Here is a 26,813-nt window from a genome sequence, read left to right on the forward strand (position 1 = left end):
GGGAGCGGGCTTGCCCGCGAAGGCGGTGCGTCAGGCGACAGAAGACTTACTTTTCAAACCCACCGGACGAGAATACATCCGTGCCCCGCCAACGCCGAACCGAACGCTGGAAGAACAGGCTGTTGGGCACTTGCACCATGGCGCTGCCGGTGCCGAGCTCTTCGGCTTCGATCAAGGTGGTGTAGAGCAGATTGATCGCCACCACCCGCCCCTTGACCCCGGGCTTGTCGGTGGTGTCCACCAGCTCGACCACGTCACCGATGCGGAACGGTCCGACGGTATAGATCAGAATGGCGCAGAGCAGGTTGGAGAGCACGCTCCACATGGCGAAGAACGCCACCGCCGCCACCGCGACAAAGCCGGACAACGCCGTCCAGAGCACCGTGGCCGATACGCCGAGGCGTTCCAGGACGAAGATCAGCGCACTGCCCATGATCAGCCAGCGCAAACCACCGCGCAGCGGCATCAGCAACTGCGGCGGCAATGGATAGCGCTCGCTCAGGCGGGTCAGGCACTTGGCGACGAAGCGTTGGGCGATATAACCCGCCAACAAGATCAGGAGGATTTGCCCGAAGAGCCAGAGCGGCTCGATCCACATCGCCGCCAGCGGCAGCTTGAAGGCCTCCATCAAGACAACGCCTCCAGCTCCGCCTGCATGCTTTCGAGCAACTCCAGGGCTTCCATCCAGGCTTCTTCCAGCTCGGCTTCACGCACCTTCAGCCTGGCCTGTTCGGCCAGCAGATCACGCAATTCGTTCTTGCGTGCCGGTTCGTAAATGTCGCTGTCGCCAAGGCTGGCATCGATTTTCGCCAGTTTCTCGTGCAGCTTGCCCAGCTCGGCTTCGAGCTTGTCAGCCTCGCGCTTGTGCGGGGCCAGTTGCTGACGCAGCGCCGCTGCGGCCTGGCGCTGGGCTTTCTTGTCGGTCTTGTCGGGATTGACCGGGGTATTACTGACCGGGGCATTGCGCTGACGGTACTCCACCAGCCAGCGGGTATAGTCTTCGAGGTCGCCGTCGAACTCCTCGACCTTGCCGTCCGCCACCAGATAGAAATTGTCGGTGGTGCTTTTAAGCAGATGACGATCGTGGGAGACCACCAGTACCGCACCGGTGAATTCCTGCAGGGCCATGGTCAGCGCCAGGCGCATCTCCAGGTCCAGGTGGTTGGTCGGTTCGTCGAGCAGCAACAGGTTCGGCCGGCCCCAGGCGATCAACGCCAAGGCCAGGCGGGCCTTCTCGCCACCGGAGAAATTCAGCACCGGCTCGTCGATCCGCGCGCCACGGAAGTCGAAACCGCCGAGGAAGTCACGCAGGGTCTGTTCGCGCTCGGTGGGCGCCAGGCGCTGCATGTGCAGCAACGGGCTGGCCTTGGAGTCGAGCGAGTCCAGCTGATGCTGGGCGAAGTAACCGACCACGGTGTTCTCGCCACGGGTCAGTCGACCGGACAAAGGCTCGAGATCACCGGAGAGGTTTTTGATCAGGGTCGATTTACCGGCACCGTTGGGGCCGAGCAGGCCGATCCGTGCGCCGGGGGTCAGTTGCAGCCGGACCTTCTCCAGCACGGTTTTGTCGCCATAGCCCAAACGGGCATCGGCCAGGTCGATCAACGGACTGGAGATCTTCGTCGACTCGCGAAAGACAAAGTCGAACGGCGAATCGACGTGGGCGGCGGACAACTCTTCCATCCGCTCCAGCGCCTTGATCCGGCTCTGGGCCTGACGGGCCTTGGTGGCCTGGGCCTTGAAGCGGGCGATGTAGCTTTCCATGTGCGCACGTTGCGCCTGCTGCTTCTCGTACGCTTGCTGTTGCTGGGCCAGACGCTCGGCGCGGGCGCGTTCGAACGCGGTATAACCACCGCGGTACAGGGTGATCTTGCGTTGATCGACGTGCGCCACGTGATCGACCACGGCATCGAGGAAGTCGCGGTCGTGGGAAATCAGCATCAAGGTGCCAGGATAGCTTTTGAGCCATTCTTCGAGCCAGATGATGGCGTCAAGATCCAAGTGGTTGGTCGGCTCGTCGAGCAGCAACAGGTCCGAGGGGCACATCAAAGCCTGCGCCAGGTTCAGACGCATCCTCCAGCCACCGGAGAAATCTCCTACCTGCCGATCCATCTGGTCGTTGGTGAAGCCCAAACCGGCCAGCAGCTTGCGCGCCCGGGCATCGGCGGTGTAACCGTCGGCACTGTCGAGCTCGGCATGCAGGCGGGCCTGAGCGGCACCGTCATGGGCCGCTTCGGCGGCGGCGAGGTCGCGTTGCACCTCGCGCAGGCGCAGGTCACCATCGAGCACGTAGTCGACCGCGATCCGATCGAGGGTGTCGATCTCCTGGCGCATGTGGGCGATGCGCCAGTCCGCCGGCAGGAAGCAATCACCCGAGTCCGGGTGCAGGTCACCCAGGAGCAAGGCGAACAGGCTCGATTTGCCGGCGCCGTTGGCACCGATGAGGCCGGCTTTGTGGCCGGCGTGCAGGGTCAGCTCGGCGTCTTCTAGCAGACGTTGCGGGCCACGCTGTAAAGTCAGGTTCTGAAGTCGAATCATAATGGCGGCGGAGTCTACCAGCTTCGCTCGCAACTGGCGCGAGTAGCACGATGTCCTCTGACCTGTGGAGTTTTTCCCTTGGCGCTTACGCCCGTCCCGGCGTCGAAGCCGCGTGCCTGCAATTGCAGGCGACGGGCGTCAATGTGTGCCTGCTGCTGTGTGGACTGTGGTTGGGACAGCGGGGAGTCGCCTGTAACGAACAACGATTGCAGTGGCTTCGCAACGTGGCCGAGCCGTGGGATTCAGATGTTGTACAACCGCTACGGGCATTGCGCACGCAGTGGAAATCCGCTGCGGCCAAGGACATGGAAGTGAATGCGTTGCGCGAACAGGTGAAGGCCCTGGAGCTCGAAGCCGAGCGACTGCTGTTATGGCGACTGGAGCGAGTGGCGCACAGTTGGCCGCAGTGTGGGGCGACCGATCCATCGGCCTGGCTGGAGGGTGTGACGGCAGGTGCCGCCCACCTGGACCGCGACGCGCTGCATCAGCTGCGCGTCGCGGCAACCGGCACTTAGGAAGCGCTGGTTGGGGTGGTGCTGGTGCTCGACGAAGCGGCTGGCGTTGGCGCAGGCGTGGTAGTCGAGGTGGTTGCTGCAGGCGAAGCCGAAGCAGACGGCCCTGGAGTCACTGGCTTGGCAGCGGGCGCAGGGGTCGGCTTGGTAGCGGCGACCGGTTTTTTCACGGCCGGCTTGGCTGCAGGTTTTGCTGCTGGCTTGGCAGCGGCCGGTTTTGCCGCGGCAGTTTTCGCGGCAGTCGCTGGCTTGGCTGCAGCTGTTTTGGCAGCTGGTTTTGCAGCCGGCTTGGCAGCGGTTTTAGCCGCGACAGGTTTTGCGGCGGACTTGGCAGCTGGTTTCGCAGCGGCCGTTTTTGCCGCAGGTTTTGCAGCAGCGGTTTTGGCTACGGCCGGTTTCGCAGCAGCGGTTTTTGCAGCAGGTTTAGCGGCCGTTGTTTTCGCGGCAGCGGGCTTGGCGGCAGGTTTGGCAGCGGCCGTTCTGGCAGCTGGTTTTGCTGCGGCTTTCACCGGTGCCTTGGCGGCGGTTTTTTTAACAGGAGCAGCAGCAGCAGGCTTGGCCGGTGCTTTTGCAGCAGCCGGTTTGGCCGCGGCTTTCTTGGCAGGTGCCGCGGCAGGCTTGGCCGAACGCAGGGACAACGCCTTGCCGACAGCCTCTTGTACACGACCGACGCCCTGGGCCAGTTTCAGGCTTTCTTGAGCATCGCGCTTGAGTTGCAGGATGTAGCTGCGGGTGTCGGATTGACGATCCTTGAGGGCGTCGAGCAGGTCCTCGAGTTCCTTCACCGCGCCCTTGGCTTTGGTCTGTGCCTTGGCCTTGCCGGCCGACGCAGCGTCCTGCAATTTGGTACGGGACTTGTGCAGTTTTTCCTGTGCTTTGCCGCGTTGTTTTTCCAGTTTGGCGAGCAGTTTTTCAGCATCGGCCAAGGCTTGGGAACAAGCGGTTTCCAGATGCTCGAGCAGGCTGCCCGAGAGTTGTTGGAGTAAGTGCAACGGGGTATTTACAGGCTTCTTGGTGGCCGACATGGTTTACCTCCTGGCTGACGTGGGTGCGGCTCATACTAGACCTCTGCTGCTACCGCCGCTAGGGCATGTTGACAGTATCCAAAGCGCTGTGTTGCAACGGATGGCAAATGTTCTGCGCTTGCGCAAAACCAGTTCGCCGTTAAGTGCATTCACACTGGCATAATCCACCGCATCTCAGGTCGGAGAGTGCCCATGTCGCGTTACCTTTTCTTATCGCTCTGCGTGTTTTTTTCCACGGCTCAGGCCGCGGAAAAATCCACGGAAAACGACGCCCGCGATCTCGCCTACAGCTTGGGCGCAAGCCTTGGCGAACGCTTGCGCCAGGAGGTCCCCGACCTGCAACTTCAAGCGCTGGTCGAAGGTTTGCAGCAAGCCTATCAAGGCAAACCCCTGGCACTCAAAGACGAGCAGATCGAACAGATTCTTGCCGAGCACGAAGCCCAGGTTGCCGAACGACCGGCCATTGCGCAAAGCGAAGTCGCCCTTGAAAAAGAGCAGCGTTTTCTCGCCGAGGAAAAAGCCAGACCCGGGGTTCGCGAATTGGCAGACGGCATCATGCTGACGGAACTGGCTCCGGGCACCGGCGCAAAAGCCGGCCCGAACGGCAAGGTCCAGGTGTTGTATATCGGGCGTCTTCCCGACGGCTCAGTGTTCGATCAGAACAGTCAGCCGCAATGGTTCAGTCTCGACAGCGTGATCAGCGGATGGCGCACGGCATTGCAACACATGCCGGTCGGCGCCAAGTGGCGACTGGTGATTCCATCGGCCCAAGCGTATGGCGCCGACGGTGCTGGCGACCTGATCGCGCCGTTCACGCCGCTGGTGTTCGAAGTCGAATTGCGCGGCGCCAAGGGCTGAGTCGCCCAAACGAAAAACGGCGCGCATAGCGCACCGTTTTTCCACATCTTGCAGGCAGGCAGGTTGTACGGGAAGGGTTCAGGCCTGAACCGGATCCTCTTCCTTGTGAGCCGTGTGCAGCACTTCGATCAGGCAATCTTCCAGTTCGAAGCGTTCGTGCAACAGGCCACCCAGCTCCTTGAATTTCTCTGCGACGCATTGGCCCGCATCACACAGGTCGTTGAACGCGAGCAGTTTCTCGGTGATGACGTCGATGCGCGGATAGATCGTCTCGGCCAGTTCCAGGCCGCGCTTGTCGTTGAAAGCCTTGGCTTCGCCCGTCAGCTGTTCGTATATCTCGAAATGCCCGGCAGACACATAGTCGACCAGCACTCCGCAGAACTCCTGCAGCGGTTTGCGGTTTTCGCCCAGAGCCTCAGGCTTGGCGCCGAGATCATCATAGGCCCGAACCAGTTCGTGACGCTCCTGCAACCAGCGGTCGATCAGCAGATGAACTCCACCCCAACGTTCCTGAGCATTCTGACAACTTTCGAGCATGGCGGTCTCTCTTCCCTTATGGGTCATGCTGCCCTACACCCGTCGCATACTTGAAGGTCAAGTATCGGCCAGGCAGAGCGTCATTCGAGCAACATAATTCCAATGACACGTGCGGGCCAGATTATGCCCGCGCGACAATGGCTTCAAGGTACGCAGGAGATAAAGTTCATACAAGTGTTTAATCACCCACCAATGCCCGGTGCGACGACTCGCCGCTGAGCGGTCGCTGACACGCGACCCAGACCAGCCGCAACAGCTGGCAAACACCCAGGATCATCGTCGCGACGAAGAACAGCAGGCTCCACTCCGGAATGCTCAGGTCGAACAATGTCCAGGAAACATGCGCGCATTCGGCCGTGCCTTCGAACATCTGCCGCACCACGAACAACCAGGGTGTGGTGGCGAACAGGTCTGCCAGATTGGGCACGCAGTTCGACAGCTGATGCACCGGATCGCTTTGCAACAGTACCTGCCGCAACGCGGTGACCGTACCTGCCAGGCTGCAGAAAAACCCGAGCAGCCAATACATGAACGTACCGAAGCGTCCGGGGCCATGCACCGACGCCATCAGGCAGCCCCCCGTGAACAGCGCCAGGCAAATCCGTTGCAACAAACACAACCCGCAAGGCTGGAGGCTGACTGCATATTCCAGGTAATAGGACACACCCAGGGCCAGGGCACCTGCAATGAAAGCCATGAAAAACAAGGAGCGTGAGTAGGCCAAAGACATGGCTTTTCCGTAACTAGTGGAGACAGGCGGTTACGGTAGAGTAAAGCGCGTTAGCCTTTCAAGGCAGGCCGGCAGGGACAGTTCAGCAGATGAGCAGGGAAATCCCGACAGAAGCGAGAGGATCAGGTGTAGCTCTTTGTAGGATTATTCCGTCGACAGACGACCAAGGTAAAAATCCGTCAATGAAAAGCGAACTCTGCGATACGAATTTGCCTGTGGCGAGTTCACCCGCCACAGTTTTTCTGTCAGCCATCGCTGCACGATGGTAGGAGCCGGCTTGCTGGCGAAGACGGCGTGTCAGGCGACATCAATGTTGGAGGTGATGGCCTTTTCGCTGGCAAACCAGCGCCTACAGGTCCCGGAACATATCAAGCGTGGACCGGTACCGGCAACGGCGCCGCCAGCAAGCGCTCGTCCAACAGGCCCAGGCCCTCCTGGAACAGCTGATTGCTGCGCTGGGTGTCGCCCAGTTGCGCCAGTAACCGTGCCAGTTCTGCGCAGGCTTCCGGGTTGCGCTGCACGCGCAGGCTGCTTTCCAGATAGTCCCGGGCCTTGCCCCACAAGCTGCTTTGCAGACACAGGCGCCCCAGGGTCAGCAGCAGGCTCGGGTCGGCCGCATGATCCTTGAGCCAGCTTTCCGCCGTGTGCAGTTGACGTGCCGGATCACTGCCGCGCACCAACCCGTACAGGCGCGCCAGATGACTGTCGTAGTTGCGCTTGAGCGCTGTGCGCAGGACCTCTTCGGCTTCGACCTGGGCCCCCAGTTGCCGCAGTTGCTCGGCATAGGCGAGCACCAGTTGCGGCTCCTGACGCTGCGCCGACGTGAGCTGCTGCCAGGCGCGGTTGAGCGATTGCAAGCCTACCGTGCCGTCCTCTTCCCGCTGCGCGGCCAGCGACAGGTTCTGCCCCCAGGCCCGGCGTTCCAGCTCGGCCAGTTCGGCCGGTGGCAGGACTTTGTCCTTGCGCAGTTCCGGCAGCAGGCGAATCACCGCCGACCAGTCGCCGCGCTGTTGATGCAGGCGCTGCAACTGGCGCAAGGTCTGGACGTTATGCGGATGACGCTCGTGCATGGCTTCCAGGGTCACCAGGGCGCCGTCGGTGTCGCCGCGATCGGTCTGCAATTGAGCATGGCTCAAGGCGATGGCCAGCTCGGCCTGAGGCTGTCGTTCGAGGGCGCGCTCCAGCAGCTTGTCGCACTCCTCATAGTGACCTTGCTCGTTCGCAGCGCGGGCTGCGCCGAGGTAGTACAGCAGCGGCTGACGTTCGGCTTCGGCGGCCCGATGCAGATGACGCTGCGCACTGGCCCAGCGCCCCTCGGCCAGGTCCAGCTGACCGTGCTCGATCGCCACTTGCACCCGACGACTGCGATTGCGCCGCGACCAGGGATTGACCACGCCGCTGGAGGTCATCACCAGTTCGACCAACGCCTTGATTCCCCAGAAGACCAGCCAGAGCACGGCGACCAGGGCCAGGGTCGCCCACAGGCTCGATTCATAGCGAAAGCTTTTGTAGGCGATCAGCACGTAGCCGGAATGCTCGGCAATCGCCAGCCCCAGGGCGGCGGCAGCGGCGATGACCAGGAATACGATCACATAGACGCGTTTCATGGCGTAGCCTCCGGCTCAGTGCTCGCGGCGGGCTTGGCCATCGGCTTGACCGAATCCTCGGCGTTGACGTTACGCCGCTCCAGATAACCCTGGACCGCGCTCAGCGTACCGGTCAGATCCGGGGTGACCACGCTCACCGGCTGCACGCTCAACTCAGCCACCTGTTCAAGCATCACTTTGCTCTGAGGGTTGTCCGGGTTGAAGTTGCCCTTGAGCACATCCCGCGCCTCGACCATCGCCTGGGTGTAGACGGCGGCCTGGCCATTGAGTGCGGCCCACTGCGCCTGCTCCAGGGCCAGGCTCAGGGCCAGGCGCACCTGACTCAGGCTTTGCCCTGCCAGCAACGGACGAACATTTTTGTCGGCATTGAAATCGATGCGGATGTAGCGCGAGATCTGATCCCACCATTGCGCCCAGCGACTGGCGCCGTCGCCATCGGCGGTCAGCCCCAGCAAGGATTCGCCACGATCCTTGTACTCGGGCGCCAGTTCCGTGAGGTTGATCACCTGATCGCGCAGCGCCCCCAGGCGCAGGAACAGCCCGGTGCGGTCCGGTTGCTCAGTGCTGCGCAACGCCACCAGCGTTTTGGCAACCTGTTCGCGTGCGGCAAAGGAACCCGGATCGTTCTGTTCGCGCAGAATTTCATCGGCACCCTGCACCAGGGCCTGGGCGCTGCTGATGTCCTGCAACGCGGAAAGACGCAGGCTGGCCAGACGCAACAAATGCTCGGCTTCGGCCAGGCGCCAATCCTTGCGGCTGGCGCCGAGGACAGTTTCCAGTCGCTGGTTCAGGCGTTGCTGATCGCCCTGGAGTTGGACCACCAGACGACTGCGTGCTTCAAGCTCGTCGGCGGCGGGCATTTGTTCGAGGCGCGCAGTCAGGCGTTGCTCATTGAGCTTCAGGCTCTGCGCCTGATCGTTCAACGCTTGCACCTGATTCAGTTGCTGCTGGTTATTGGCTTGCAGGTGACGCACCTGCCAGACGCCCCAGCCCCCCACGGCAACACCGGCGGCGCCCAGCAGCAGCGCGACAATGGCCAGCCCGTTCCCTCGGCGCTGTTCTTGGGCAGGTGGAGGCGTTTCAACCGGTGCATCGAACACGGGCTGGACATCATCTTTAGGCAAGGCTGTTTCGCTCACGTATCCATCCTTTGCATTAGAAAACGGGTTCGGGATGCTCCCGTAACGCCGTCAGCAAAGCCGCGGCACTGGCGCCACGACAATCCACAACTTTTTCGGCCCCGGCGGCACGTGCCAGCTCGGCCACCCTGGGGCTTGGAACAAACAACGGCAACCGCGCCAACGGCGGCCAGGCATCGCCGGCCAACTGCCGCAGGTGCTCAAAACCCTGTCCACTGCTGACCACCAGCCCGTTCAAGCGTTCCGCCCGAATCCGCTCCGGCAGTGCCGCCGGCGGATAGTGCGGCAGTTTTCGCCGGTACAACTCCAGGTACTCGACACTAGCACCTAGCTCGCGCAAACGCTCAGCCAGCAGTTCGCGCCCACCCTCCCCGCGCATGATCAGCACCCGCGGATCGGTCCGTGCGATAGCCTCGCGCAGCCGGGGAAGTTCAAGCAAGGCTTCGCTGTCATCGCCCTCGACCGGGAAGCTGACGTCCACCCCGTGCGCCTCGAAGATCTGCGCGGTCGCCGCGCCCACGCTGAACCACTGCAGGCCAGGGGGATGCGCCCCATACTGGCCGAGCAGGTCCACAGCGATCCTGGCGGCCGGCTTGCTGACCACGATCACCGCGCAATAGCGCTCCAGGTCCTGGATCACTTCACGCATTGTGTCAGAGACAGGAATCGCCTCGATCTCCAAAAGCGGCAAGCTGCTGCTGAAAATCCCCACTTGCGCCAAAGCATCGCTTAGCGCCGCTGATTCGTCCGAGGGACGCGTCAGTAACAGGCGCCAGCCAGTCACTCGTGACCTGCCTCGCCGTAGACCGCTTTCAGGATGTCGTTGGCGCCCTGGCTCAGCAAGTCTTCGGCCACTTGCACGCCCAAGGCTTCGGCATCACTGCGTGGCGCACGGGCTTGGGCACTGAGCAGCAGAGCACCGCTCGGATCGCCCACCAGGCCACGCAACCAGAGCTGCTCGCCTTCAAGGATGGCGTAGCAGGCGATCGGCACCTGGCAGCCGCCATTGAGGTGTTTGTTGAGGGCACGTTCGGCGGTGACGCGGGTGGCCGTGTCCGGATGGTGAAGCGGCGTCAGCAGGGCGTGGATGTCGCTGTCGACGCTGCGGCATTCGATCCCCACTGCACCCTGGCCACCGGCCGGCAGGCTGTCGTCGACGCTGATGGCCGAGGTGATGCGCTCTTCAAAGCCGAGACGAATCAGGCCGGCGGCAGCCAGGATGATGGCGTCGTATTCGCCGGCATCGAGCTTGGCCAGCCGGGTGTTGACGTTGCCGCGCAGGAAGCGGATTTCCAGGTCCGGGCGCCGGGTCAGCAACTGGGCCTGGCGGCGCAGGCTGGAGGTGCCGACGATGCTGCCTGGGGGCAGTTCATCCAGGCTCGCGTAAGTATTGGAGACGAATGCATCGCGCGGATCTTCGCGTTCGCAGATGCAGAACAGACCGAGGCCTTCGGGGAAGTCCATCGGGACGTCCTTCATGGAGTGCACTGCGATGTCGGCTTCGTTTTCCAGCAGCGCGGTTTCCAGCTCCTTGACGAACAGGCCCTTGCCGCCGATTTTCGACAACGGCGAGTCGAGCAGTTTATCGCCACGACTGACCATGGGCACCAAGGTCACGAGCAGGCCGGGATGAGCCGCTTCCAGGCGGGCTTTGACGTATTCGGCCTGCCACAGGGCAAGGGCGCTTTTGCGGGTGGCGATGCGGATTTCGCGAGAGGACATGGATCAATCAATCCGTACTGAATAGATACGGCGGATAATAACAGCTCAGCCAAATCCACTTTGACTTGTATCAGGTGATGCTTGCCCTCCCTGGCCCCGGATGTCCGGCAATCGGGTGTGAAGTTCGCCTGGAACCGGCGAATTAAAGCTGTTGCATCATTTTGCGAACGCCCGCCACATGGCGGCGGCTGACGATCAGCGCGTCACCGTTCAAGCCTTTGAGGAACAGCTGAAAATGTCCCAGGGGCGTGCGTTGCAGGCGCTCGATTCGCTCGCGGGCGACCAGCGCATTGCGGTGAATGCGCACGAAACGGTCGCCGAATTCATCTTCGAGGGCCTTGAGTGGCTCATCCAGCAGCACCTCGCCGCCTTCATGGCGCAAGGTCACGTATTTATGATCGGCAATAAAGTAGACCACCTGACCCAACGGGATCAGCTCGATACCTTTGCGGGTACGTGCGCTGATATGGCTGCGAGGGCCGCTGCCACTCTCGGCGGCCGGGCGGGTCAGGGCGGCGAGCTGGACGCGATTGGGGCGCTCGGCTTTTTTTAACGCTTCATGTAACTGTTCTGTACGCACAGGTTTCACCAGATAGCCTACGGCGCTTGCCTGTAAGGCTTCCACGGCAAATTCATCGGGCCCTGTGCAAAACACCACGGCTGGCGGGGTTTCGCGTTCGCACAATCGTGCAGCCACTTGCAGGCCATCGAGGCCCGGCATGCGGATATCGAGCAACACGATATCCGGTTTATGGCTGTCGATCAGTGCCAACGCCTCTTCGCCGTTCGTGGCACTGGGCTCCAGGACACTGTATCCCTCGAGTTCGCCGACCATTCGGCTCAGGCGCTCGCGGGCCAGGGGTTCGTCATCAACGATCAGGACATTCATATTGCGCTGGATTCCTGCGTGAGTCTCGCACAAGGATAGCGTAGACAGGTGAAGTGACGTCCGTCACCGCGATCCACGCTAAGACTAGCGCGAGGGCCAAAAAGTGCCGCCGGTCCGACGGCTAAATTTTTATCTGGCGTGCGTTTGGCGGCCCGGGCCCGCACTGGCGAGGCATCGCCACAGGGTTTTCTGATACACAATATGAACACCCCTCTTTTTATAGGCAGCTGCAGCGCCCGGAAGTGCGCTGATCCTACTGTCCAACTGTAGACGGTTGGCGAGACGATATTGCTCAATTGAAAAATATCGTTGCGCAATTTGCCTGTGGCTTGCCTCAAGTATGGGCTGACGCTCCAAGAAAAACCTGTCGACCAGTGTCAGCGACAGGATTGGCAACCCTGTTATTATCCGCGACAGCTTTCAACGCCATCTTTCTTCAGCCGATACGAGCGAATTCATGAGCACTGACAAGACCAATCAGTCCTGGGGCGGCCGCTTCAGTGAACCCGTCGACGCCTTCGTCGCCCGCTTCACCGCCTCCGTCACCTTCGACCAGCGCCTGTATCGCCACGACATCATGGGCTCGATCGCCCATGCCACCATGCTGGCGAAGGTCGGCGTGCTGACCGATGCCGAGCGCGACAGCATCACCGATGGCCTGAAGACCATCCAGGGTGAAATCGAGGCCGGCCAGTTCGACTGGCGCATCGACCTCGAAGACGTGCACATGAACATCGAGGCGCGCCTGACCGACCGCATCGGCGTGACCGGTAAAAAGCTGCACACCGGCCGCAGCCGCAACGACCAGGTCGCCACCGACATCCGCCTGTGGCTGCGTGACGAGATCGACCTGATCCTCGCCGAAATCACCCGCCTGCAACAAGGTTTGCTGGAACAGGCCGAGCGTGAAGCCGGCAGCATCATGCCCGGTTTCACTCACCTGCAAACCGCGCAGCCGGTGACCTTCGGGCACCACATGCTGGCCTGGTTCGAAATGCTCAGCCGTGACTACGAGCGCCTGGTCGACTGCCGCAAGCGCACCAACCGCATGCCATTGGGCAGCGCTGCGCTGGCCGGCACGACCTACCCGATCGATCGCGAATATACCGCGCAACTGCTGGGCTTCGACGCCGTGGGCGGCAACTCGCTGGACAACGTGTCCGATCGTGACTTCGCTATCGAGTTCTGCTCGGCGGCGAGCATCGCGATGATGCACCTGTCGCGCTTCTCCGAAGAGCTGGTGCTGTGGACCAGCGCCCAGTTCCAGTTCATCGATCTGCCGGATCGTTTCTGCACCGGCAGCTCGATCATGCCGCAAAAGAAAAACCCGGACGTACCCGAGCTGGTGCGCGGCAAGACCGGCCGCGTGTTCGGCGCGCTGATGGGCCTGCTGACCCTGATGAAAGGCCAGCCTCTGGCCTACAACAAGGACAACCAGGAAGACAAGGAACCGCTGTTCGACGCCGCCGACACGCTGCGCGATTCGCTGCGGGCCTTTGCCGACATGATCCCGGCGATCAAACCCAAGCACGCGATGATGCGTGAAGCGGCCCTGCGCGGGTTCTCCACCGCCACCGACCTGGCCGACTACCTGGTGCGTCGTGGCCTGCCGTTCCGTGACTGCCACGAAATTGTTGGCCATGCGGTGAAGTACGGCGTTGAAAGCGGCAAGGACCTGGCGGAAATGAGCCTGGAAGAGCTGCGCAAGTTCAGTGACCAGATCGATCAGGACGTGTTCGCCGTGCTGACCCTGGAAGGCTCGGTGAACGCCCGTGACCATATCGGCGGGACTGCGCCGGCGCAGGTCAAGAAGGCTGTGGTACGCGGCCAGCAATTGCTCGCTAGCCGCTAAACCGCTAAAAGCTTCGCGAGCAAGCCCGCTCCCACATTGGATCTTTATCGTGCACAAATTCTTTGTTCACCGAAGATCTCCTGTGGGAGCGGGCTTGCTCGCGAAAGCATTTTTGAAACCGCTACAAAACCCTACTTCCTGGCCGCAACCATCGCCATAAACGCCGGCATCGCCGCATCCTTGTCCGCCGCGATCCGCTGCACGTTCGGATTCTGCTCCAGCCGCTCCAGCAATGCCCTGGCCGCCGGCATCTCAGCCAGCAGATCGATATCGAATAGCTTCTTCCCCACCGCACAGGCCAGCGGCACGCTGTACAGGAAATACAAATCCGCAATGCTCAGGCTGTCACCTGCCACGTAAGGGGCGAACTTGCCGTGCCTGCCCAGGGACGCAAACCCCAGCAGCAGTTCAGCTTTGGTCTTGTCCTTGATCGCGTCCGGCATCGACATGCCAAAAAACGCTTCGGGATAACAGGCGCGACCCGGCAACTCGATGTACAGCTCGATTTCCTTGGCCAGCGCCAGTACCTGCGCCCGTTCAAAAGGATCGCCTGGCAGCAATGGAGTGCCTTTGTGGCGTTGCTCGATGTACTCGAGAATCACACTGGTTTCGTTGACGAAACCCTGTTCCACGCCCAGCACCGGCACCTTCCCGCGCGGGCTGATGGCTAACGCTTCAGCGCTCGGTCTCGGGAAAAACAGTACTTCTTCAAACGGCAGTCCCTTCTCCAGCAGCGCCAGCTTGACCATGTTGTAGTAGTTGCTGACACAAAATCCATAAAGCTTGAGCATCACATAGCCTCCAGGCCGTGCAAGGGGTTGGCAGCGCCAGTTATAGAACGCCTGGGCGCTTCTCGCCAGCAGCATCACAGCGCTGAATGCAGGTAAACTGGCGGTCTTTCCTTGAGGAGCCTGCCATGAGCGAGCAAAACCCCGACAATAACCAAGACGATATCGACGACGAAGAGTTCGCCGAAAACACCCTGATCGAAGCTATCGAAAACCAGATCGAAAGCGACAATCCGCCAGCGGCCAAGGCGACCTTCAACAAGCTGACCCTGGTGGGTTACGAGCGTGATGAAATCCTCAACCTGATGGCCCATGTCCTGGCGGTGGAAATCGACGCGATCCTCGAAGAAGACCGCGCGTTCAACACCGAATGGTACGAAACGGCGCTGCGTGCTCTTCCAGAGTTGCCGCCGGAAAAGAAGTAACCCACCCCCCGGCCGTAGGAGCGAGGCTCGCCCGCGAAGAACGATAACGCGGTTCCTCAGGCATACCGCGGTGAAGCCTTCGCGGGCAAGCCTCGCGCCTACGGAAACCACCCTGCAATCGAGGAATGCAAGCCGAGGCGAAAAAACCCTGTCGCGAGCACTGGACATGCCGCACAAGTGGGCTCACCTTAGGGGCGCTGTCGTCCAATTCCTAGAAAGTCTGGAGTCCTTATGTCGCTTACCCCTGAGTTGGTTGCCGAACTGGAAATCCTCGCACTCTTCAACCTGGACAGTTCCCAGGAAGGCCTGAAAATTCATCAGACCGCTGCCCCGAAAGCCATTGCCGCCGCCAAACGCCTGCACGAAAAAGAGCTGATCGACCAGCCCGATGGCGGGTACCTGACCAGTCTGGGCCGTGACGCCGCGCAAAATATACAAACCGTCCTGACCATTCTGAGCGTCCAGGAAACAGCCTGAGTTTCATCGCGTCGCCCACGGAAACCCCTGCCACGGGATTTCCGCGGGCACACCTTCTTACCGGCATGGCTAATTGCCGGCTATCTGTCGTGCCCAGCGATGGAAATCTGACGCCAGAAAACCAGAAAACCAGCTTAAAAGTCCCGGGGCCGAGGCGCTAAACTGCCCCTCATCCTGAGGCCTTCCACGTCCGGCCCCATCGAGCCGGTTTGAGCTGACATGACCCGCACCCATGAAATCCGCCCCGACCTGGAAGAAGGCATCGACCGCAAGGTGCTGAGCCAACTGCGTGCACGGTTCCTGACGCTCAACGAGGGCCGCCTGGCGCGGGCCATGGGTGGACTTTCGACCCGCCAGCAAGGCGTGCTGACCCTGCTGCCGCTGTTTTTTCACGTCAATCACCCGCTGCTGCCAGGTTACGTTTCGGGCAGCACGCCGGCCGGCTTGTCGAACTACGAACCGGACGCCAACGTCCTCGCCGAAGCCCAGCGCCTGACCCGTTCGTTCTCCTATAAACCGCGTCACGGCAGCAATCCGCCCCGACCGATTCACGGCCTGTTCCTGATGGGCAGCCTCGGCACCCTGGCCCAGTCCGATCAGAGCGACATGGACGTATGGGTCTGTCACGCGCCGGATGTGAGCGAAAGCGAACTGACCGAGCTGCGTAAAAAGTGCCAGCTGCTCGAAACCTGGGCCCACAGCCAGGGCGCCGAGGCGCATTTTTTCCTGATCGACCCGGCCCGCTTCGTGCTCGGCGAGCGCGACAGTCCATTGAGTTCGGAAGACTGTGGCAGCACCCAGCACTATCTGCTGCTGGACGAGTTCTACCGCACCGCGATCTGGCTGGCCGGACGCACGCCCATCTGGTGGCTGGTACCGGTTTACGAAGAGGACGCCTACGAACGCTACACCCACGCATTGCTTTCCAAACGCTTCATCCGGGCCGACGAAACCCTGGACCTTGGGCATCTGGCGTACATTCCGCCCGGCGAATTCATCGGCGCCGGGCTGTGGCAGTTATTCAAGGGCATCGAATCGCCGTACAAGTCGGTGCTCAAGCTACTGCTGACCGAGGTCTATGCCAGCGAACACCCCAAAGTCCACTGCCTCAGCCTGCGCTTCAAACACGCCGTATTCGCCAACCAGCTCGACCTCGATGAGCTGGACCCCTACGTTATGGTTTACCGACGCCTCGAGGAATACCTCCGCGCCCGCGACGAGCCGGAACGGCTGGAGCTGGTGCGGCGCGCGCTGTATTTGAAGGTGAATCGCAAGCTCACCGGCAACAGCAGTCGCAGCGAAAGCTGGCAACGTTCGCTGCTGGAACGCCTGGCCCGCGAATGGCACTGGGATCAGCGTCAGTTGGCCTTGCTCGATAGCCGCAGCCAGTGGAAGGTTCGTCAGGTCGACGCGGAGCGCCGGGCCTTGGTCAATGAGCTCAAATACAGCTACCGCTTCCTGACCCGGTTCGCCCGCAATGACCACACCGTCAGCCTGATCAACAAACGCGAGCTCAACGTGCTGGGTCGACGGTTGTATGCGGCCTTCGAGCGCAAGGCGAACAAGGTCGAGTTCATCAACCCGGGCATCGCCCCGGACCTGGCCGAAGACACCCTGACCCTGGTGCAGGCGCCGAACAGGAAAGCGTCCGGGCAACTTCAATGGGGTTTGTATAACGGCAGCCTGAGCGCCCATGAGTGGGCGCATTTCGCGCCGATCAAGCGCAGCCGCCAACTGCTGGAACTGCTGACCTGGTGCCACCGCAATGGCGTCATCGACGGCAGCACCCGCCTGGCCTTGCATCCCGGCAGCAGCGACCTGAGCGAATTCGAACTGTTCAACCTGCTCGGCAGCCTGCAACAGAGCATCGCCCTGCCCCTGGCGACCGTCACCGAAGAAGCGCTATTGCGTGCGAGTGTGCCCAGCGAAGTGCTGATCCTGGTAAACGTCGGCATCGATCCGCTCAAGCACCACCGCGACCTGAATATCCTGATGACCACCGAACGCACCGATTCCCTGAATTATGCCGGTGTTCGGGAAAACCTGGTGTTGTCCCTGGACCAGGTCACGCTCAACAGCTGGAACGAGGTACTGGTCAGCCGCTTTGATGGCCCCCATGCCTTGCTCGCCTGCGTACGCGATTACCTGAACAACCTGCCGAAGGGGCTGCCTCAGCCCAGGCTGCGGGTTCATTGCTTCTGCCACAACCGTGCGCAATTCATCGCCCGGCGGGTCGAAGAGATTCTCGACACCGCGCAGAGCCTGCTGCTGAGCGAACTCAACCATCGCTACCTGATTCAGGTCCAGCAGCATTTCCACGTGCTGGAACTGGTGCCCGGCCGTGTCAACCACGTCGTCCTCGCCTCGCTGCCGGCGCTGGTCGACTACCTGGGCACGGACCTCGCCCGCTACAGCCCGTTGCACCTGGACCCGATGGCGCTTGAAGACCAGGATCTGGCGCTGGTATTACCGATGGGGCAGCCCGAATGCGTTCAGGTGTTCTATCGGATCAGCGAGCCCCACGCCACGCTGTATGTACTGGATGAGTTCAATGCCCTGTGGCACCAGCGTTTGCCCTACCACGATGAGCCAAGCCTGCTGGTGCCGTTGCAGAGATTCCTGCAATCGATCCACTACCGACGCGACGCCTTGCTGCCGGTGGACGCTGCCCAGCCCCTGAGCCTGGACACCTTGTATTTCCAGCTGCTGCCATCGGGCCCCGTGCGGGCCCGTCGGGTCGAAGCCCGCCCGGCGCCGCAAACCCCGGTCAACGAACCGTTCTACGACGTGCAGGCGATCGTCGGCGAAGCCGCACCGGGACAGGTGCAGGTCACGTTGTATTGCAATCAGCGGGAGTTTTCAGCGCTGGAACATGGCGACCAGCTGTTCAGCGTGGTCGCCAGGGAAATCGTCGGGCAGCGCCGCGAGACCGAGCGCTACCGTTGCTACATCACCGACCTGGACTTGTCCGGCCTGCTCGGTGATGGTCAGCGTTCAAGCCATTTGTACTTGCGCTACAAGGCCGATCTGGAGCGCGCATTGAATGAAGCGCTCGAGCAGATCTGAGGGCAGGTCATTCCGGGAAGGCGCCGCCATTGGCAGGCTGTGATTCGACTTCCAGCAGGGTCAGCTTGAGGGTCTTGCCGCCCGGAGCCGGCCAATCGATATGCTGGCCAACCTTGAGGCCGAGCAATGCGCTGCCTACCGGCGCCAGGATGGAAATCTTGCCTTCGTCGGCATTGGCATCCTTGGGGTAGACCAGCGTCAGGTGGTAATCCTTGCCGCTGCTCTCTTCACGGCAATGCACACGGGAATTCATGGTCACGAGATCGGCGGGCACTTCATCGTGACCGACCAGGGTATCGGCGCGATCCAGTTCGGTTTGCAGCGCGATAACGCCCGGCAGCGTGTCATCCAGGCTGTCGATCAGGCGCTCCAGACGTTGTACGTCCAGACGGGTAAGGGTGATGGAAGGTGCGGTCATGATCAGGGCAGACTCCTTTCTTCTGCACGAAAAAAGCAAAACCCCGCCAGAGAAAGGCGGGGTTTTCACGAGCCTCGATGGGTTGAGGCGTACCCGGACACTATCACAGCTCAATAAATATACAAGTGAGGGGCGACCACGGGCCCGACAGCGGGGAATTGCAGGCGGGCGAAGTAGAAACCCTGTGGTTATGCGTCAGGCGTGGGATTTGCGCTGGATGGCCTGGACGCAAATCACCCGGCGCCGTTCATCATCGGCCGAGCGCCATTCGCGGATGTCTTCGACATGACGAAAACACCCCAGGCAGACCTTCTGCTCATCCAGCCGACACACACCGCTGCACGGCGAAGGCACCGCCGGGCTGACATTGCTGTAGAGCGGTTTGGGCGCTCGAACGGGCACAGGCTGGGTCACGACCTCACAGACCTTCGAAATCGAGTTCGACGCCAGCCTGCTGCTTGACGATGCGCTCGAGCATTTCGCCCAGTTGCTCTTCGCTCTTGTCGCACATCCAGCGCTCGCTCTCTTCGTCATAGTCGAAGTGGAAGCCACCGGACACTGCCGCCAGCCACAGCTGACGCAACGGCTCCTGGCGGCTGAAGATCAGCGCCGTGCCGTTTTCGAACTTGACGGTCAGCACACCGGCCGAACTTTCCAGATCGAGATCCAGGTCACTCTCGTCAAAAATATCCTCCAGCGATTGCTGGGTGGCATCGACGAGATCGTGGAAACGGGCTTCGGTCAAACTCATTGCGGCAACCTCGAAAAGTATCTACTCACGCTCAAGCGCCGCAAGATACGGGCGAGCTACGGTGAATGCAAAGGATACCGATCAAGCGCCGATATAGGTACATCAAACACGATCCCGCTCCTGCAGGGGCTGGCATCAGCCCAAGCCCCGCCGGACGGGAACTCCGTTACATAGGCAAGCTGTCGGGTGGCCGGTATACTCCGGCGCAATTAACGCATTTTCAAGGATTTCGCCATGAAGCGCCTGATCTCTTCCCTTGCTGCGCTTGCTTCGCTCGTCGCTTTTGCCAGCGTGTTATCGGCCTGTGGTCAAAAAGGCCCGCTGTACCTGCCTGATGAGAACCAGGACCCTGTCGAACAGGCCAAGTCGTCCCAACAGCAGCCTGCGTCTAAAGCACACAAGCACGACGTCTACCAATAAGGGAACATCATGAACGCTTTTAACTACCGTGACGGTGAGCTGTTCGCGGAAGGTGTTGCCCTGTCCGCCATCGCCGAACGCTTTGGCACGCCGACTTACGTCTACTCCCGTGCCCACATCGAAGCCCAGTACCTGGCTTACGCCGACGCACTGGCCGGCACGCCGCACCTGGTCTGCTTTGCAGTCAAGGCCAACTCCAACCTGGGTGTACTGAATGTCCTGGCGCGCCTGGGCGCCGGTTTCGACATCGTCTCCCGTGGCGAGCTGGAACGCGTATTGGCCGCTGGCGGCAGCGCCGACAAGATCGTGTTCTCCGGTGTCGGCAAGACCCGTGACGACATGCGTCGCGCCCTGGAGGTCGGCGTGCATTGCTTCAACGTCGAATCCACCGACGAGCTCGAGCGCCTGCAGGTGGTCGCCGCCGAACTGGGCGTGCGTGCACCGATCTCGCTGCGCGTGAACCCGGACGTCGATGCCGGCACGCATCCGTACATCTCCACCGGTCTCAAGGAAAACAAGTTCGGCATCGCCATCGCCGACGCCGAAGATGTGTACATCCGCGCCGCGCAGTTGCCCAACCTCGAAGTGGTCGGCGTCGATTGCCACATCGGCTCGCAACTGACCACCCTGCCGCCCTTTATCGATGCCCTCGACCGCCTGCTGGCCCTGGTCGACCGCCTCGGCGAGTGCGGGATCTACCTGCGCCACATCGATCTCGGTGGTGGCCTGGGCGTGCGTTATCGCGATGAAGAGCCGCCACTGGCTGCCGACTACATCAAAGCCGTGCGCGAGCGTCTCGACGGTCGTGACCTGGCGCTGGTGTTCGAGCCGGGTCGTTTCATCGTCGCCAACGCCGGCGTACTGCTGACCCAGGTCGAGTACCTCAAGCACACCGAACACAAAGACTTCGCCATCGTCGACGCGGCCATGAACGACCTGATCCGCCCGGCGCTGTACCAGGCCTGGATGGACGTTACCGCCGTGCGCCCGCGCACCACCGCAGCCCGTGCCTACGACATCGTCGGGCCGATCTGCGAGACCGGCGACTTCCTGGCCAAGGATCGTGAGCTGGCACTGGAAGAAGGCGACCTGCTGGCCGTGCATTCGGCCGGTGCCTACGGGTTTGTCATGAGTTCCAACTACAACACCCGCGGCCGCGCCGCCGAAGTGTTGGTGGACGGTGATCAGGCATTTGAAGTGCGTCGCCGTGAGACGGTAGCCGAGTTGTTCGCTGGCGAAAGCCTGCTGCCGGAGTAAAACCATGCTGCTGCGTTTTACCAAGATGCACGGCCTGGGCAATGACTTCATGGTCCTCGACCTGGTCAGCCAGCACGCGCATATTTTGCCCAAGCACGCAAAGCAATGGGGTGATCGACACACTGGAGTCGGCTTCGACCAGCTGCTGATCGTCGAAGCGCCGAGCAACCCGGACGTGGATTTCCGTTACCGGATCTTCAACGCCGACGGCTCCGAAGTGGAACAGTGCGGCAACGGTGCGCGCTGTTTCGCCCGCTTTGTGCTCGACAAGCGCCTGACCGCGAAACGGCAGATCCGCGTCGAAACCAAAAGTGGCATCATCGAGCTGGATATCCGCAGCGACGGACAGATCGGGGTCAACATGGGCGCGCCGCGCCTGGTGCCGGCCGAGATTCCGTTCGACGCAACGGAACAGGCCCTGAGTTATCGGGTTGATGTCGAGGGTGCTGTGATCGAACTGGCCGCCGTGTCCATGGGCAATCCCCATGCCGTGCTGCGGGTCAGCGACATCAACAACGCCCCGGTGCATGAACTGGGGCCGAAAATCGAACACCATCCGCGCTTTCCATCGCGGGTCAATGTCGGTTTCCTCCAGGTCATCGACCGCAATCGTGCGCAGCTGCGCGTCTGGGAACGCGGGGCCGGGGAAACCCAGGCTTGCGGAACCGGCGCCTGTGCTGCCGCAGTGGCCGCGATCAGCCAGGGGTGGATGGATTCGCCCCTATTGATCGACCTGCCCGGCGGGCGCCTGTCCATTGAATGGGCAGGCCCTGGCGAACCGGTGATGATGACCGGCCCGGCAGTGCGCGTTTATGAAGGACAAGTGCGTCTTTGAGAGAGTCAAATCCATGAAAGATAAGCCTCAGGTTCCCGCCCTACAGCCCGACGAATCCCCTTCCGAAAGCCTTGAGGCGGCGGCGATTGCCGCGTACCTGGAGGCTCATCCGGATTTTTTCGTCGAACACGAAGAACTGCTCCCGGCCTTGCGCATTCCCCACCGACGCGGCGACACCATATCGCTGGTGGAACGCCAGATGACCCTCCTGCGCGACCGCAACATCGACTTGCGTCATCGCCTGTCGCACTTGATGGACGTCGCCCGCGACAATGACCGTCTCTTCGACAAGACCCGCCGCCTGATTCTCGCGCTGATGGACGCCACCAGCCTGGAAGACGTGGTGATCAGCGTCGAAGACAGCCTGCGCCAGGACTTCCAGGTGCCCTTTGTCAGCTTGATCCTGCTGGGCGACAACCCGATGCCGGTCGGCCGCTGGGTGACCCATGCCGACGCGCAAACGGCCATTGGCGGCCTGCTCTCGGAAGACAAGAGCGTCAGCGGCAGCCTGCGCGAGCACGAACTGGACTTCCTGTTCGGCGAAGAACAGCGCAAGCAGATCGGCTCCACCGCCGTCGTCGCCATCAGCCATCAAGGCATCCACGGCGTCCTGGCCATCGCCAGTCGCGACCCGCAGCACTACAAGAGTTCGGTGGGCACGCTGTTCCTGAGCTACATCGCCGAAGTCATGGGCCGTGTGCTGCCACGGGTCAACAGCTCTGCGCGCTCGGTACGCTGATCGTGGAACGGCAACTGGACGCTTACTGCGAACACCTGCGCAGTGAGCGACAGGTGTCGCCTCATACGCTGTACGCCTACCGCCGCGACCTCGACAAAGTGCTGGGCTGGTGCGTCAAACAGAACATCGACAGCTGGGCCGCGCTGGATATCCAGCGCCTGCGCAGCCTGATCGCGCGCCTGCATGCCCAGGGCCAGTCGTCGCGCAGCCTGGCGCGGCTGCTCTCGGCAGTGCGCGGGCTGTATCATTATCTGAACCGCGAAGGCCTCTGCGACCACGATCCGGCCAACGGCCTGGCACCGCCCAAGGGCGAACGCCGCCTGCCGAAAACCCTCGATACCGACCGCGCGCTGCAATTGCTTGAAGGCGCGGTGGAAGATGACTTCCTGGCGCGTCGCGACCAGGCGATTCTGGAGTTGTTCTATTCCTCGGGATTGCGCCTTTCGGAGCTGACCGGGCTCAATCTCGATCAGCTGGATCTGGCCGACGGGATGGTCCAGGTATTCGGCAAGGGCAGCAAGACGCGGCTATTGCCCGTCGGCAAGAAAGCGCGCGAAGCGCTGGAGCAGTGGCTGGCGTTGCGGGCCATGGCCAATCCGGCGGATGACGCCGTGTTCATCAGCCAGCAAGGTCGCCGCCTCGGCCCCCGGGCGATTCAGGTACGGGTCAAGGCCGCTGGAGAACGCGAGCTGGGACAGAACCTGCACCCGCACATGTTGCGGCATTCCTTTGCCAGCCATTTGCTGGAATCCTCACAGGACCTGCGAGCGGTCCAAGAACTGCTCGGCCACTCGGACATCAAGACCACCCAGATCTACACCCACCTGGACTTCCAGCACCTGGCGACGGTCTACGACAGCGCCCATCCACGGGCCAAACGCATTAAAGGCGATGATTCATGACCCTCCAATTGATCACCTTCGACCTCGACGACACCCTGTGGGACACCGCGCCGGTGATCGTCAGCGCCGAAGCCGTATTGCGTGAATGGCTGACCGAGCACGCCCCCACCCTGGGCGCGCTGCCGGTGGAGCATTTGTGGGCGATTCGTGAGCGGATTCTGAGCAGCGAACCGAGCCTCAAGCACCGCATCAGCGCCCTGCGTCGGCGGGTGCTGTTCCACGCGCTGGAAGAAGCCGGCTACGACCATGGCCAGGCTTCGGACCTGGCTGACAAGGGTTTTGAAGTGTTTTTGCATGCGCGGCACCAGATCGAAGTGTTCCCTGAAGTCGAACCGACCCTGGAGATTCTGGCCAGGCACTACGCCTTGGGCGTGGTCACCAATGGCAACGCCGATGTGCGTCGATTAGGGCTGGCGGACTACTTCAAATTTGCGCTGTGCGCCGAAGACATCGGCATCGCCAAGCCCGATGCGCGACTGTTCCATGAGGCTTTGCAGCGTGGTGCGGCAACGGCGCAGACGGCCGTGCATGTCGGCGATCATCCGGGCGATGACATTGCCGGAGCGCAGCAGGCGGGGTTGCGGGCGATCTGGTTCAACCCGACGGGCAAAGCCTGGGAAGCGGATCGATTGCCGGACGCGGAAATTCGCAGCCTGAGCGACTTGCCGGCGCTGCTGGCGCGGTGGAATGCCGGCGCGGCCTGAACCTAAACCCAACAAACACCGCCAACCCCTGTAGGAGCTGGCTTGCCAGCGAAGGCGGTGTGTCAGTCAATACATGCATCGACTGACACACCGCCTTCGCCGGCAAGCCGGCTCCTACAAGGGATTGCGCCAGGCTCTGGCATGTTGTTGCGCCCATGAAAAAGCCCGCAGCGACGGCGGGCTTTTTCAGCAAGCACGGGCAGAGGCTCAGATAGGCCGGCTACCGTACTTGTTGTCAGGCTTCTTGGGAGGATCGGCGACCACATTGGCCTCCACTTCCTGCACCTTGCCGCCGCGCGCAAGAAACTCTTCCATGGCCTTGGCCAGGGCGTCGCGTTCCTTGTTCTTGGCTTCGACACTCGGCAGCTCATCGACCGACACCGCAGCCTTGGCCTTGCCTTTGGCCGTCGGAACGGGCGTATCACCGCCATCGTCGTCTTCAGCGACGTCTTCTGCCGCCGTTTCAAGGCCTTCTTCGGTTTCGTCGTCGTCGCCTACTTCGAGGTCGTCGTTTTCCAGATCATCGTCGCTCATGTTCTACCTCATGACTTGCGAAAAGCAGATTAGTTATAGCCCAGCTTTGCCGTCTGTCGACAGCTGCCGGAAAAAATTCAACCGCCGTTGATGCCCAACGGCTTATTCCCCTTCACCGTGCAAGGTGGCGAGGACTTTACGGGCACCGCCATGATCACGGTGCTCGCCCAGATAAACGCCTTGCCAGGTCCCCAGCGCCAATCGGCCTGCCTGAATCGGCAAACTGAGCTGACAGCCAAGCACGCTGGCCTTGAAGTGCGCCGGGAGGTCGTCCAGGCCTTCGTCGTTATGCTCATAGCCGTCCGTTCCTTGTGGGATCAGACGATTGAAAAAACGTTCGAAGTCGCGACGTACCGCCGGATCGGCGTTCTCGTTGATGGTCAACGACGCCGAGGTATGCTGTAGCCACAAATGCAACAGACCGACCCGACATGCCTTGATTTCAGGCAGGCCGGCGAGTAACTCGTCCGTTACCAGATGAAAGCCCCGGGGCCTCGCCCGCAAGGTAATCAGAGTCTGTTGCCACATACAGTTCTCCGCACGTTCGGGGCGCATTCTAGCGCGCTCTGGGAAAAAACAAAGGCCCTAATATTCCTTCAATCATGTAAGCCATTGGCCGTACAAAAACACGCTGCGTAAACGCCGCGAAACCTGTCCGAAAAAACCTTTCAGCTGTTCCTTCACTGACAAACTCCAGACAAAAAAATGCCCGGCAAGCCGGGCAAATTTTTATGCGCGTTCTTACAAGTTGTAGCCGCGCTCGTTGTGAAGTGCCAGGTCGATGCCGACAGCCTCTTCTTCTTCGGTAACGCGCAGACCCATGACGGCGTCCAGCACCTTGAGAATGATGTAGGTGACGATCGCGGTGTAGATCACGGTGAAACCCACCCCCTTGAGCTGGATCCAGACCTGTGCACCGATATCGGTCACGGTGCCGAAACCACCCAGGGCCGGAGCGGCGAATACACCGGTCAGGATCGCGCCGAGGATACCGCCGATACCGTGCACGCCGAACGCGTCCAGGGAATCGTCATAACCGAGTTTGCGTTTCAGGGTGGTGGCGCAGAAGAAGCACACCACGCCCGCTGCCAGACCGATCACCAGCGCGCCCATCGGGCCCACGGTACCTGCGGCCGGCGTGATGGCGACCAGACCCGCTACCACGCCCGAGGCGATACCCAGTGCGCTTGGTTTACCGTGGGTGACCCACTCGGCGAACATCCAGCCCAGTGCGGCAGCCGCGGTGGCGATCTGAGTGACCAGCATCGCCATACCGGCAGTGCCGTTGGCCGCTGCAGCGGAACCGGCGTTGAAACCGAACCAGCCGACCCACAGCATGGCAGCGCCCATCAGCGTGTAACCGAGGTTATGCGGCGCCATCGGGGTGGTCGGGAAGCCTTTGCGCTTGCCCAGTACCAGGCAGCAGACCAGACCCGCAATACCGGCGTTGATATGCACCACGGTGCCGCCCGCGAAGTCGAGCACGCCCCAGTCCCACATCAGGCCGCCGTTGCCGGACCAGACCATGTGCGCGATCGGTGCATACACCAGGGTGAACCAGATGCCCATGAAGATCAGCATGGCGGAGAACTTCATCCGCTCGGCAAAGGCACCGACGATCAACGCCGGGGTGATGATGGCGAAGGTCATCTGGAAGGTGATGAACACCGCCTCAGGGAACAGCGCCGCGGGACCGGTCACACTCGATGGCGTGACACCGGCGAGAAACGCCTTGCCCATGCCGCCGAAGAACGAGTTGAAGTTGACGACGCCCTGCTCCATGCCGGTGGTGTCGAACGCGATGCTGTAGCCATAAATGACCCACAGGATGCTGATCAGACCGGTAATGGCGAAGCACTGCATCATCACGGAAAGAATGTTTTTCGACCGAACCATGCCGCCGTAGAACAGCGCGAGGCCGGGAATAGTCATGAACAGCACGAGGGCTGTCGAGGTCAGCATCCAGGCAGTGTCACCCGAATTGAGGACTGGGGCCGCCACTTCGTCTGCCGCCATGACCAGGCTGGGCATTACGAGGGACAACAGGGCTCCTAGCCCTGCGAATTTACGCAGAGTCATATTGTTTTC

Annotated in this window: 29 protein-coding genes; 12 read left to right on the forward strand and 17 right to left on the reverse strand. The window is 61.5% G+C overall.

Features of this window, described 5'->3' with window-relative positions; all coding sequences use genetic code 11:
- Positions 1–46: 46 nt before the first annotated feature.
- Together ELQ88_RS33830 and ELQ88_RS33835 are read right to left on the reverse strand one after the other, a co-directional pair.
- Positions 47–628 carry a mechanosensitive ion channel family protein gene (locus tag ELQ88_RS33830; protein WP_128872567.1) on the reverse strand — a complete coding sequence of 194 codons (582 nt, stop codon included), beginning with the start codon at positions 626–628 and terminating at the stop codon, positions 47–49.
- Entirely contained in the window at positions 628–2,538 is a 1,911-nt protein-coding gene (locus tag ELQ88_RS33835; RefSeq protein ID WP_128872566.1) for an ATP-binding cassette domain-containing protein, read from the reverse strand. Before ELQ88_RS33835 ends, ELQ88_RS33830 begins: the two co-directional genes overlap by 1 nt.
- 50 nt (positions 2,539–2,588) lie before the next feature.
- Here ELQ88_RS33835 and ELQ88_RS33840 point away from each other — a divergent pair, with 50 nt between their 5' ends.
- Positions 2,589–3,053 carry a TIGR02444 family protein gene (locus tag ELQ88_RS33840; protein WP_138969459.1) on the forward strand — a complete coding sequence of 155 codons (465 nt, stop codon included), beginning with the start codon at positions 2,589–2,591 and terminating at the stop codon, positions 3,051–3,053.
- Here ELQ88_RS33840 and ELQ88_RS33845 read toward each other — a convergent pair.
- On the reverse strand, positions 3,050–4,075 hold the full coding sequence (locus tag ELQ88_RS33845) for an AlgP family protein (RefSeq protein ID WP_138969460.1): 1,026 nt from the start codon (positions 4,073–4,075) through the stop codon (positions 3,050–3,052). The two genes, ELQ88_RS33840 and ELQ88_RS33845, sit on opposite strands and share 4 nt — an antisense overlap.
- A 192-nt stretch (positions 4,076–4,267) precedes the next feature.
- Between ELQ88_RS33845 and ELQ88_RS33850 the strand changes: the two genes are divergently transcribed.
- Positions 4,268–4,933 carry an FKBP-type peptidyl-prolyl cis-trans isomerase gene (locus tag ELQ88_RS33850; protein ID WP_138969461.1) on the forward strand — a complete coding sequence of 222 codons (666 nt, stop codon included), beginning with the start codon at positions 4,268–4,270 and terminating at the stop codon, positions 4,931–4,933.
- Between the two features lie 78 nt (positions 4,934–5,011).
- Here ELQ88_RS33850 and rsd read toward each other — a convergent pair whose 3' ends face one another.
- The 7 genes from rsd to ELQ88_RS33885 all read right to left on the reverse strand — a co-directional run bounded on the left by rsd (position 5,012) and on the right by ELQ88_RS33885 (position 11,557).
- Positions 5,012–5,470, reverse strand: coding sequence for a sigma D regulator (gene rsd / locus ELQ88_RS33855; RefSeq protein WP_138969462.1), 459 nt, complete (start codon positions 5,468–5,470; stop codon positions 5,012–5,014).
- Between the two features lie 178 nt (positions 5,471–5,648).
- The gene (locus ELQ88_RS33860) at positions 5,649–6,200 is read right to left on the reverse strand and encodes a disulfide bond formation protein B (RefSeq protein ID WP_138969463.1); all 552 of its coding nucleotides are present in this window, start codon (positions 6,198–6,200) and stop codon (positions 5,649–5,651) included.
- A 368-nt stretch (positions 6,201–6,568) separates the two neighbouring features.
- Positions 6,569–7,807: a heme biosynthesis protein HemY gene (locus tag ELQ88_RS33865; RefSeq protein ID WP_138969464.1), complete on the reverse strand. Its 1,239-nt coding sequence runs from the start codon at positions 7,805–7,807 to the stop codon at positions 6,569–6,571.
- Entirely contained in the window at positions 7,804–8,946 is a 1,143-nt protein-coding gene (locus tag ELQ88_RS33870; RefSeq protein WP_128872560.1) for a uroporphyrinogen-III C-methyltransferase, read from the reverse strand. Before ELQ88_RS33870 ends, ELQ88_RS33865 begins: the two co-directional genes overlap by 4 nt.
- A 16-nt stretch (positions 8,947–8,962) precedes the next feature.
- Positions 8,963–9,730: a uroporphyrinogen-III synthase gene (locus tag ELQ88_RS33875; RefSeq protein ID WP_138969465.1), complete on the reverse strand. Its 768-nt coding sequence runs from the start codon at positions 9,728–9,730 to the stop codon at positions 8,963–8,965.
- Complete coding sequence (gene hemC / locus ELQ88_RS33880) at positions 9,727–10,668, reverse strand: hydroxymethylbilane synthase (RefSeq protein WP_138969466.1); 942 nt, start codon at positions 10,666–10,668, stop codon at positions 9,727–9,729. The genes ELQ88_RS33875 and hemC overlap by 4 nt, the downstream gene beginning before the upstream one ends.
- Positions 10,669–10,810: 142 nt before the next feature.
- Complete coding sequence (locus ELQ88_RS33885) at positions 10,811–11,557, reverse strand: LytTR family DNA-binding domain-containing protein (protein ID WP_128872557.1); 747 nt, start codon at positions 11,555–11,557, stop codon at positions 10,811–10,813.
- Positions 11,558–12,014: 457 nt separating this feature from the next.
- Between ELQ88_RS33885 and argH the strand changes: the two genes are divergently transcribed.
- Entirely contained in the window at positions 12,015–13,409 is a 1,395-nt protein-coding gene (gene argH / locus ELQ88_RS33890; RefSeq protein WP_128872556.1) for an argininosuccinate lyase, read from the forward strand.
- A gap of 131 nt (positions 13,410–13,540) precedes the next feature.
- Here argH and ELQ88_RS33895 read toward each other — a convergent pair whose 3' ends face one another.
- Entirely contained in the window at positions 13,541–14,200 is a 660-nt protein-coding gene (locus ELQ88_RS33895; protein ID WP_138969467.1) for a glutathione S-transferase, read from the reverse strand.
- A 125-nt stretch (positions 14,201–14,325) separates the two neighbouring features.
- Here ELQ88_RS33895 and ELQ88_RS33900 point away from each other — a divergent pair, with 125 nt between their 5' ends.
- From ELQ88_RS33900 to ELQ88_RS33910, 3 genes are all read left to right on the forward strand, one after another.
- Positions 14,326–14,622, forward strand: coding sequence for a hypothetical protein (locus ELQ88_RS33900; RefSeq protein WP_128872554.1), 297 nt, complete (start codon positions 14,326–14,328; stop codon positions 14,620–14,622).
- 231 nt (positions 14,623–14,853) lie between these two features.
- A complete protein-coding gene (locus ELQ88_RS33905; RefSeq protein WP_128872553.1) occupies positions 14,854–15,099 on the forward strand; it encodes a TIGR02647 family protein in 246 nt (81 codons plus the stop codon).
- 219 nt (positions 15,100–15,318) lie between these two features.
- Complete coding sequence (locus tag ELQ88_RS33910; RefSeq protein ID WP_138969468.1) at positions 15,319–18,165, forward strand: class I adenylate cyclase; 2,847 nt, start codon at positions 15,319–15,321, stop codon at positions 18,163–18,165.
- Between the two features lie 7 nt (positions 18,166–18,172).
- Here ELQ88_RS33910 and rnk read toward each other — a convergent pair whose 3' ends face one another.
- The 3 genes from rnk to cyaY all read right to left on the reverse strand — a co-directional run bounded on the left by rnk (position 18,173) and on the right by cyaY (position 19,334).
- Positions 18,173–18,583: a nucleoside diphosphate kinase regulator gene (gene rnk, locus ELQ88_RS33915; protein WP_128872551.1), complete on the reverse strand. Its 411-nt coding sequence runs from the start codon at positions 18,581–18,583 to the stop codon at positions 18,173–18,175.
- A gap of 195 nt (positions 18,584–18,778) precedes the next feature.
- Positions 18,779–18,997: a DUF1289 domain-containing protein gene (locus ELQ88_RS33925; protein ID WP_128872549.1), complete on the reverse strand. Its 219-nt coding sequence runs from the start codon at positions 18,995–18,997 to the stop codon at positions 18,779–18,781.
- 4 nt (positions 18,998–19,001) lie between these two features.
- Positions 19,002–19,334 carry an iron donor protein CyaY gene (gene cyaY / locus ELQ88_RS33930; protein WP_128872548.1) on the reverse strand — a complete coding sequence of 111 codons (333 nt, stop codon included), beginning with the start codon at positions 19,332–19,334 and terminating at the stop codon, positions 19,002–19,004.
- Between the two features lie 234 nt (positions 19,335–19,568).
- Between cyaY and ELQ88_RS33935 the strand changes: the two genes are divergently transcribed.
- The 6 genes from ELQ88_RS33935 to ELQ88_RS33960 are packed head-to-tail and all read left to right on the forward strand — an operon-like array spanning position 19,569 to position 24,191.
- Complete coding sequence (locus ELQ88_RS33935) at positions 19,569–19,754, forward strand: lipoprotein (RefSeq protein WP_064680399.1); 186 nt, start codon at positions 19,569–19,571, stop codon at positions 19,752–19,754.
- 9 nt (positions 19,755–19,763) lie between these two features.
- Entirely contained in the window at positions 19,764–21,011 is a 1,248-nt protein-coding gene (lysA, locus tag ELQ88_RS33940; RefSeq protein ID WP_128872547.1) for a diaminopimelate decarboxylase, read from the forward strand.
- A 4-nt stretch (positions 21,012–21,015) separates the two neighbouring features.
- Positions 21,016–21,846, forward strand: coding sequence for a diaminopimelate epimerase (gene dapF, locus ELQ88_RS33945; RefSeq protein ID WP_128872546.1), 831 nt, complete (start codon positions 21,016–21,018; stop codon positions 21,844–21,846).
- A 13-nt stretch (positions 21,847–21,859) separates the two neighbouring features.
- Positions 21,860–22,585 (forward strand): DUF484 family protein, encoded by a 726-nt coding sequence (locus ELQ88_RS33950; protein WP_128872545.1) that lies wholly within the window; start codon positions 21,860–21,862, stop codon positions 22,583–22,585.
- A gap of 2 nt (positions 22,586–22,587) precedes the next feature.
- A complete protein-coding gene (xerC, locus tag ELQ88_RS33955) occupies positions 22,588–23,487 on the forward strand; it encodes a tyrosine recombinase XerC (protein ID WP_138969469.1) in 900 nt (299 codons plus the stop codon).
- Entirely contained in the window at positions 23,484–24,191 is a 708-nt protein-coding gene (locus ELQ88_RS33960; RefSeq protein WP_138969470.1) for an HAD-IA family hydrolase, read from the forward strand. The genes xerC and ELQ88_RS33960 overlap by 4 nt, the downstream gene beginning before the upstream one ends.
- Before the next feature lie 207 nt (positions 24,192–24,398).
- Here the strand turns inward: ELQ88_RS33960 and sutA are convergent, their stop codons facing one another.
- The 3 genes from sutA to ELQ88_RS33975 form a co-directional block, all read right to left on the reverse strand.
- Positions 24,399–24,725, reverse strand: a complete 327-nt coding sequence (sutA, locus tag ELQ88_RS33965) for a transcriptional regulator SutA (RefSeq protein WP_064680405.1) — start codon at positions 24,723–24,725, stop codon at positions 24,399–24,401.
- A 102-nt stretch (positions 24,726–24,827) separates the two neighbouring features.
- Positions 24,828–25,253, reverse strand: coding sequence for a secondary thiamine-phosphate synthase enzyme YjbQ (locus ELQ88_RS33970; RefSeq protein WP_128872542.1), 426 nt, complete (start codon positions 25,251–25,253; stop codon positions 24,828–24,830).
- A gap of 213 nt (positions 25,254–25,466) precedes the next feature.
- Positions 25,467–26,804 carry an ammonium transporter gene (locus ELQ88_RS33975; RefSeq protein ID WP_128872541.1) on the reverse strand — a complete coding sequence of 446 codons (1,338 nt, stop codon included), beginning with the start codon at positions 26,802–26,804 and terminating at the stop codon, positions 25,467–25,469.
- Positions 26,805–26,813 lie beyond the last annotated feature (9 nt).

This window comes from Pseudomonas sp. MPC6 (assembly GCF_006094435.1).
In the GTDB taxonomy this organism is placed as follows: Bacteria; Pseudomonadota; Gammaproteobacteria; order Pseudomonadales; family Pseudomonadaceae; genus Aquipseudomonas.

Excerpts from the sequence above, each read along its gene's own strand:
- ELQ88_RS33950 (WP_128872545.1), top strand. The coding sequence starts at position 21,860 with ATGAAAGATAAGCCTCAGGTTCCCGCCCTACAGCCCGACGAATCCCCT.
- ELQ88_RS33860 (WP_138969463.1), bottom strand. The coding sequence starts at position 6,200 with ATGTCTTTGGCCTACTCACGCTCCTTGTTTTTCATGGCTTTCATTGCA.
- ELQ88_RS33840 (WP_138969459.1), top strand. The coding sequence starts at position 2,589 with ATGTCCTCTGACCTGTGGAGTTTTTCCCTTGGCGCTTACGCCCGTCCC.
- argH (WP_128872556.1), top strand. The coding sequence starts at position 12,015 with ATGAGCACTGACAAGACCAATCAGTCCTGGGGCGGCCGCTTCAGTGAA.
- ELQ88_RS33910 (WP_138969468.1), top strand. The coding sequence starts at position 15,319 with ATGACCCGCACCCATGAAATCCGCCCCGACCTGGAAGAAGGCATCGAC.
- ELQ88_RS33905 (WP_128872553.1), top strand. The coding sequence starts at position 14,854 with ATGTCGCTTACCCCTGAGTTGGTTGCCGAACTGGAAATCCTCGCACTC.
- cyaY (WP_128872548.1), bottom strand. The coding sequence starts at position 19,334 with ATGAGTTTGACCGAAGCCCGTTTCCACGATCTCGTCGATGCCACCCAG.
- ELQ88_RS33865 (WP_138969464.1), bottom strand. The coding sequence starts at position 7,807 with ATGAAACGCGTCTATGTGATCGTATTCCTGGTCATCGCCGCTGCCGCC.
- rsd (WP_138969462.1), bottom strand. The coding sequence starts at position 5,470 with ATGCTCGAAAGTTGTCAGAATGCTCAGGAACGTTGGGGTGGAGTTCAT.
- ELQ88_RS33895 (WP_138969467.1), bottom strand. The coding sequence starts at position 14,200 with ATGCTCAAGCTTTATGGATTTTGTGTCAGCAACTACTACAACATGGTC.
- rnk (WP_128872551.1), bottom strand. The coding sequence starts at position 18,583 with ATGACCGCACCTTCCATCACCCTTACCCGTCTGGACGTACAACGTCTG.
- ELQ88_RS33835 (WP_128872566.1), bottom strand. The coding sequence starts at position 2,538 with ATGATTCGACTTCAGAACCTGACTTTACAGCGTGGCCCGCAACGTCTG.
- ELQ88_RS33975 (WP_128872541.1), bottom strand. The coding sequence starts at position 26,804 with ATGACTCTGCGTAAATTCGCAGGGCTAGGAGCCCTGTTGTCCCTCGTA.
- ELQ88_RS33960 (WP_138969470.1), top strand. The coding sequence starts at position 23,484 with ATGACCCTCCAATTGATCACCTTCGACCTCGACGACACCCTGTGGGAC.
- ELQ88_RS33935 (WP_064680399.1), top strand. The coding sequence starts at position 19,569 with ATGAAGCGCCTGATCTCTTCCCTTGCTGCGCTTGCTTCGCTCGTCGCT.
- ELQ88_RS33850 (WP_138969461.1), top strand. The coding sequence starts at position 4,268 with ATGTCGCGTTACCTTTTCTTATCGCTCTGCGTGTTTTTTTCCACGGCT.
- ELQ88_RS33830 (WP_128872567.1), bottom strand. The coding sequence starts at position 628 with ATGGAGGCCTTCAAGCTGCCGCTGGCGGCGATGTGGATCGAGCCGCTC.
- lysA (WP_128872547.1), top strand. The coding sequence starts at position 19,764 with ATGAACGCTTTTAACTACCGTGACGGTGAGCTGTTCGCGGAAGGTGTT.
- ELQ88_RS33970 (WP_128872542.1), bottom strand. The coding sequence starts at position 25,253 with ATGTGGCAACAGACTCTGATTACCTTGCGGGCGAGGCCCCGGGGCTTT.
- hemC (WP_138969466.1), bottom strand. The coding sequence starts at position 10,668 with ATGTCCTCTCGCGAAATCCGCATCGCCACCCGCAAAAGCGCCCTTGCC.
- ELQ88_RS33885 (WP_128872557.1), bottom strand. The coding sequence starts at position 11,557 with ATGAATGTCCTGATCGTTGATGACGAACCCCTGGCCCGCGAGCGCCTG.
- dapF (WP_128872546.1), top strand. The coding sequence starts at position 21,016 with ATGCTGCTGCGTTTTACCAAGATGCACGGCCTGGGCAATGACTTCATG.
- sutA (WP_064680405.1), bottom strand. The coding sequence starts at position 24,725 with ATGAGCGACGATGATCTGGAAAACGACGACCTCGAAGTAGGCGACGAC.
- ELQ88_RS33845 (WP_138969460.1), bottom strand. The coding sequence starts at position 4,075 with ATGTCGGCCACCAAGAAGCCTGTAAATACCCCGTTGCACTTACTCCAA.
- ELQ88_RS33900 (WP_128872554.1), top strand. The coding sequence starts at position 14,326 with ATGAGCGAGCAAAACCCCGACAATAACCAAGACGATATCGACGACGAA.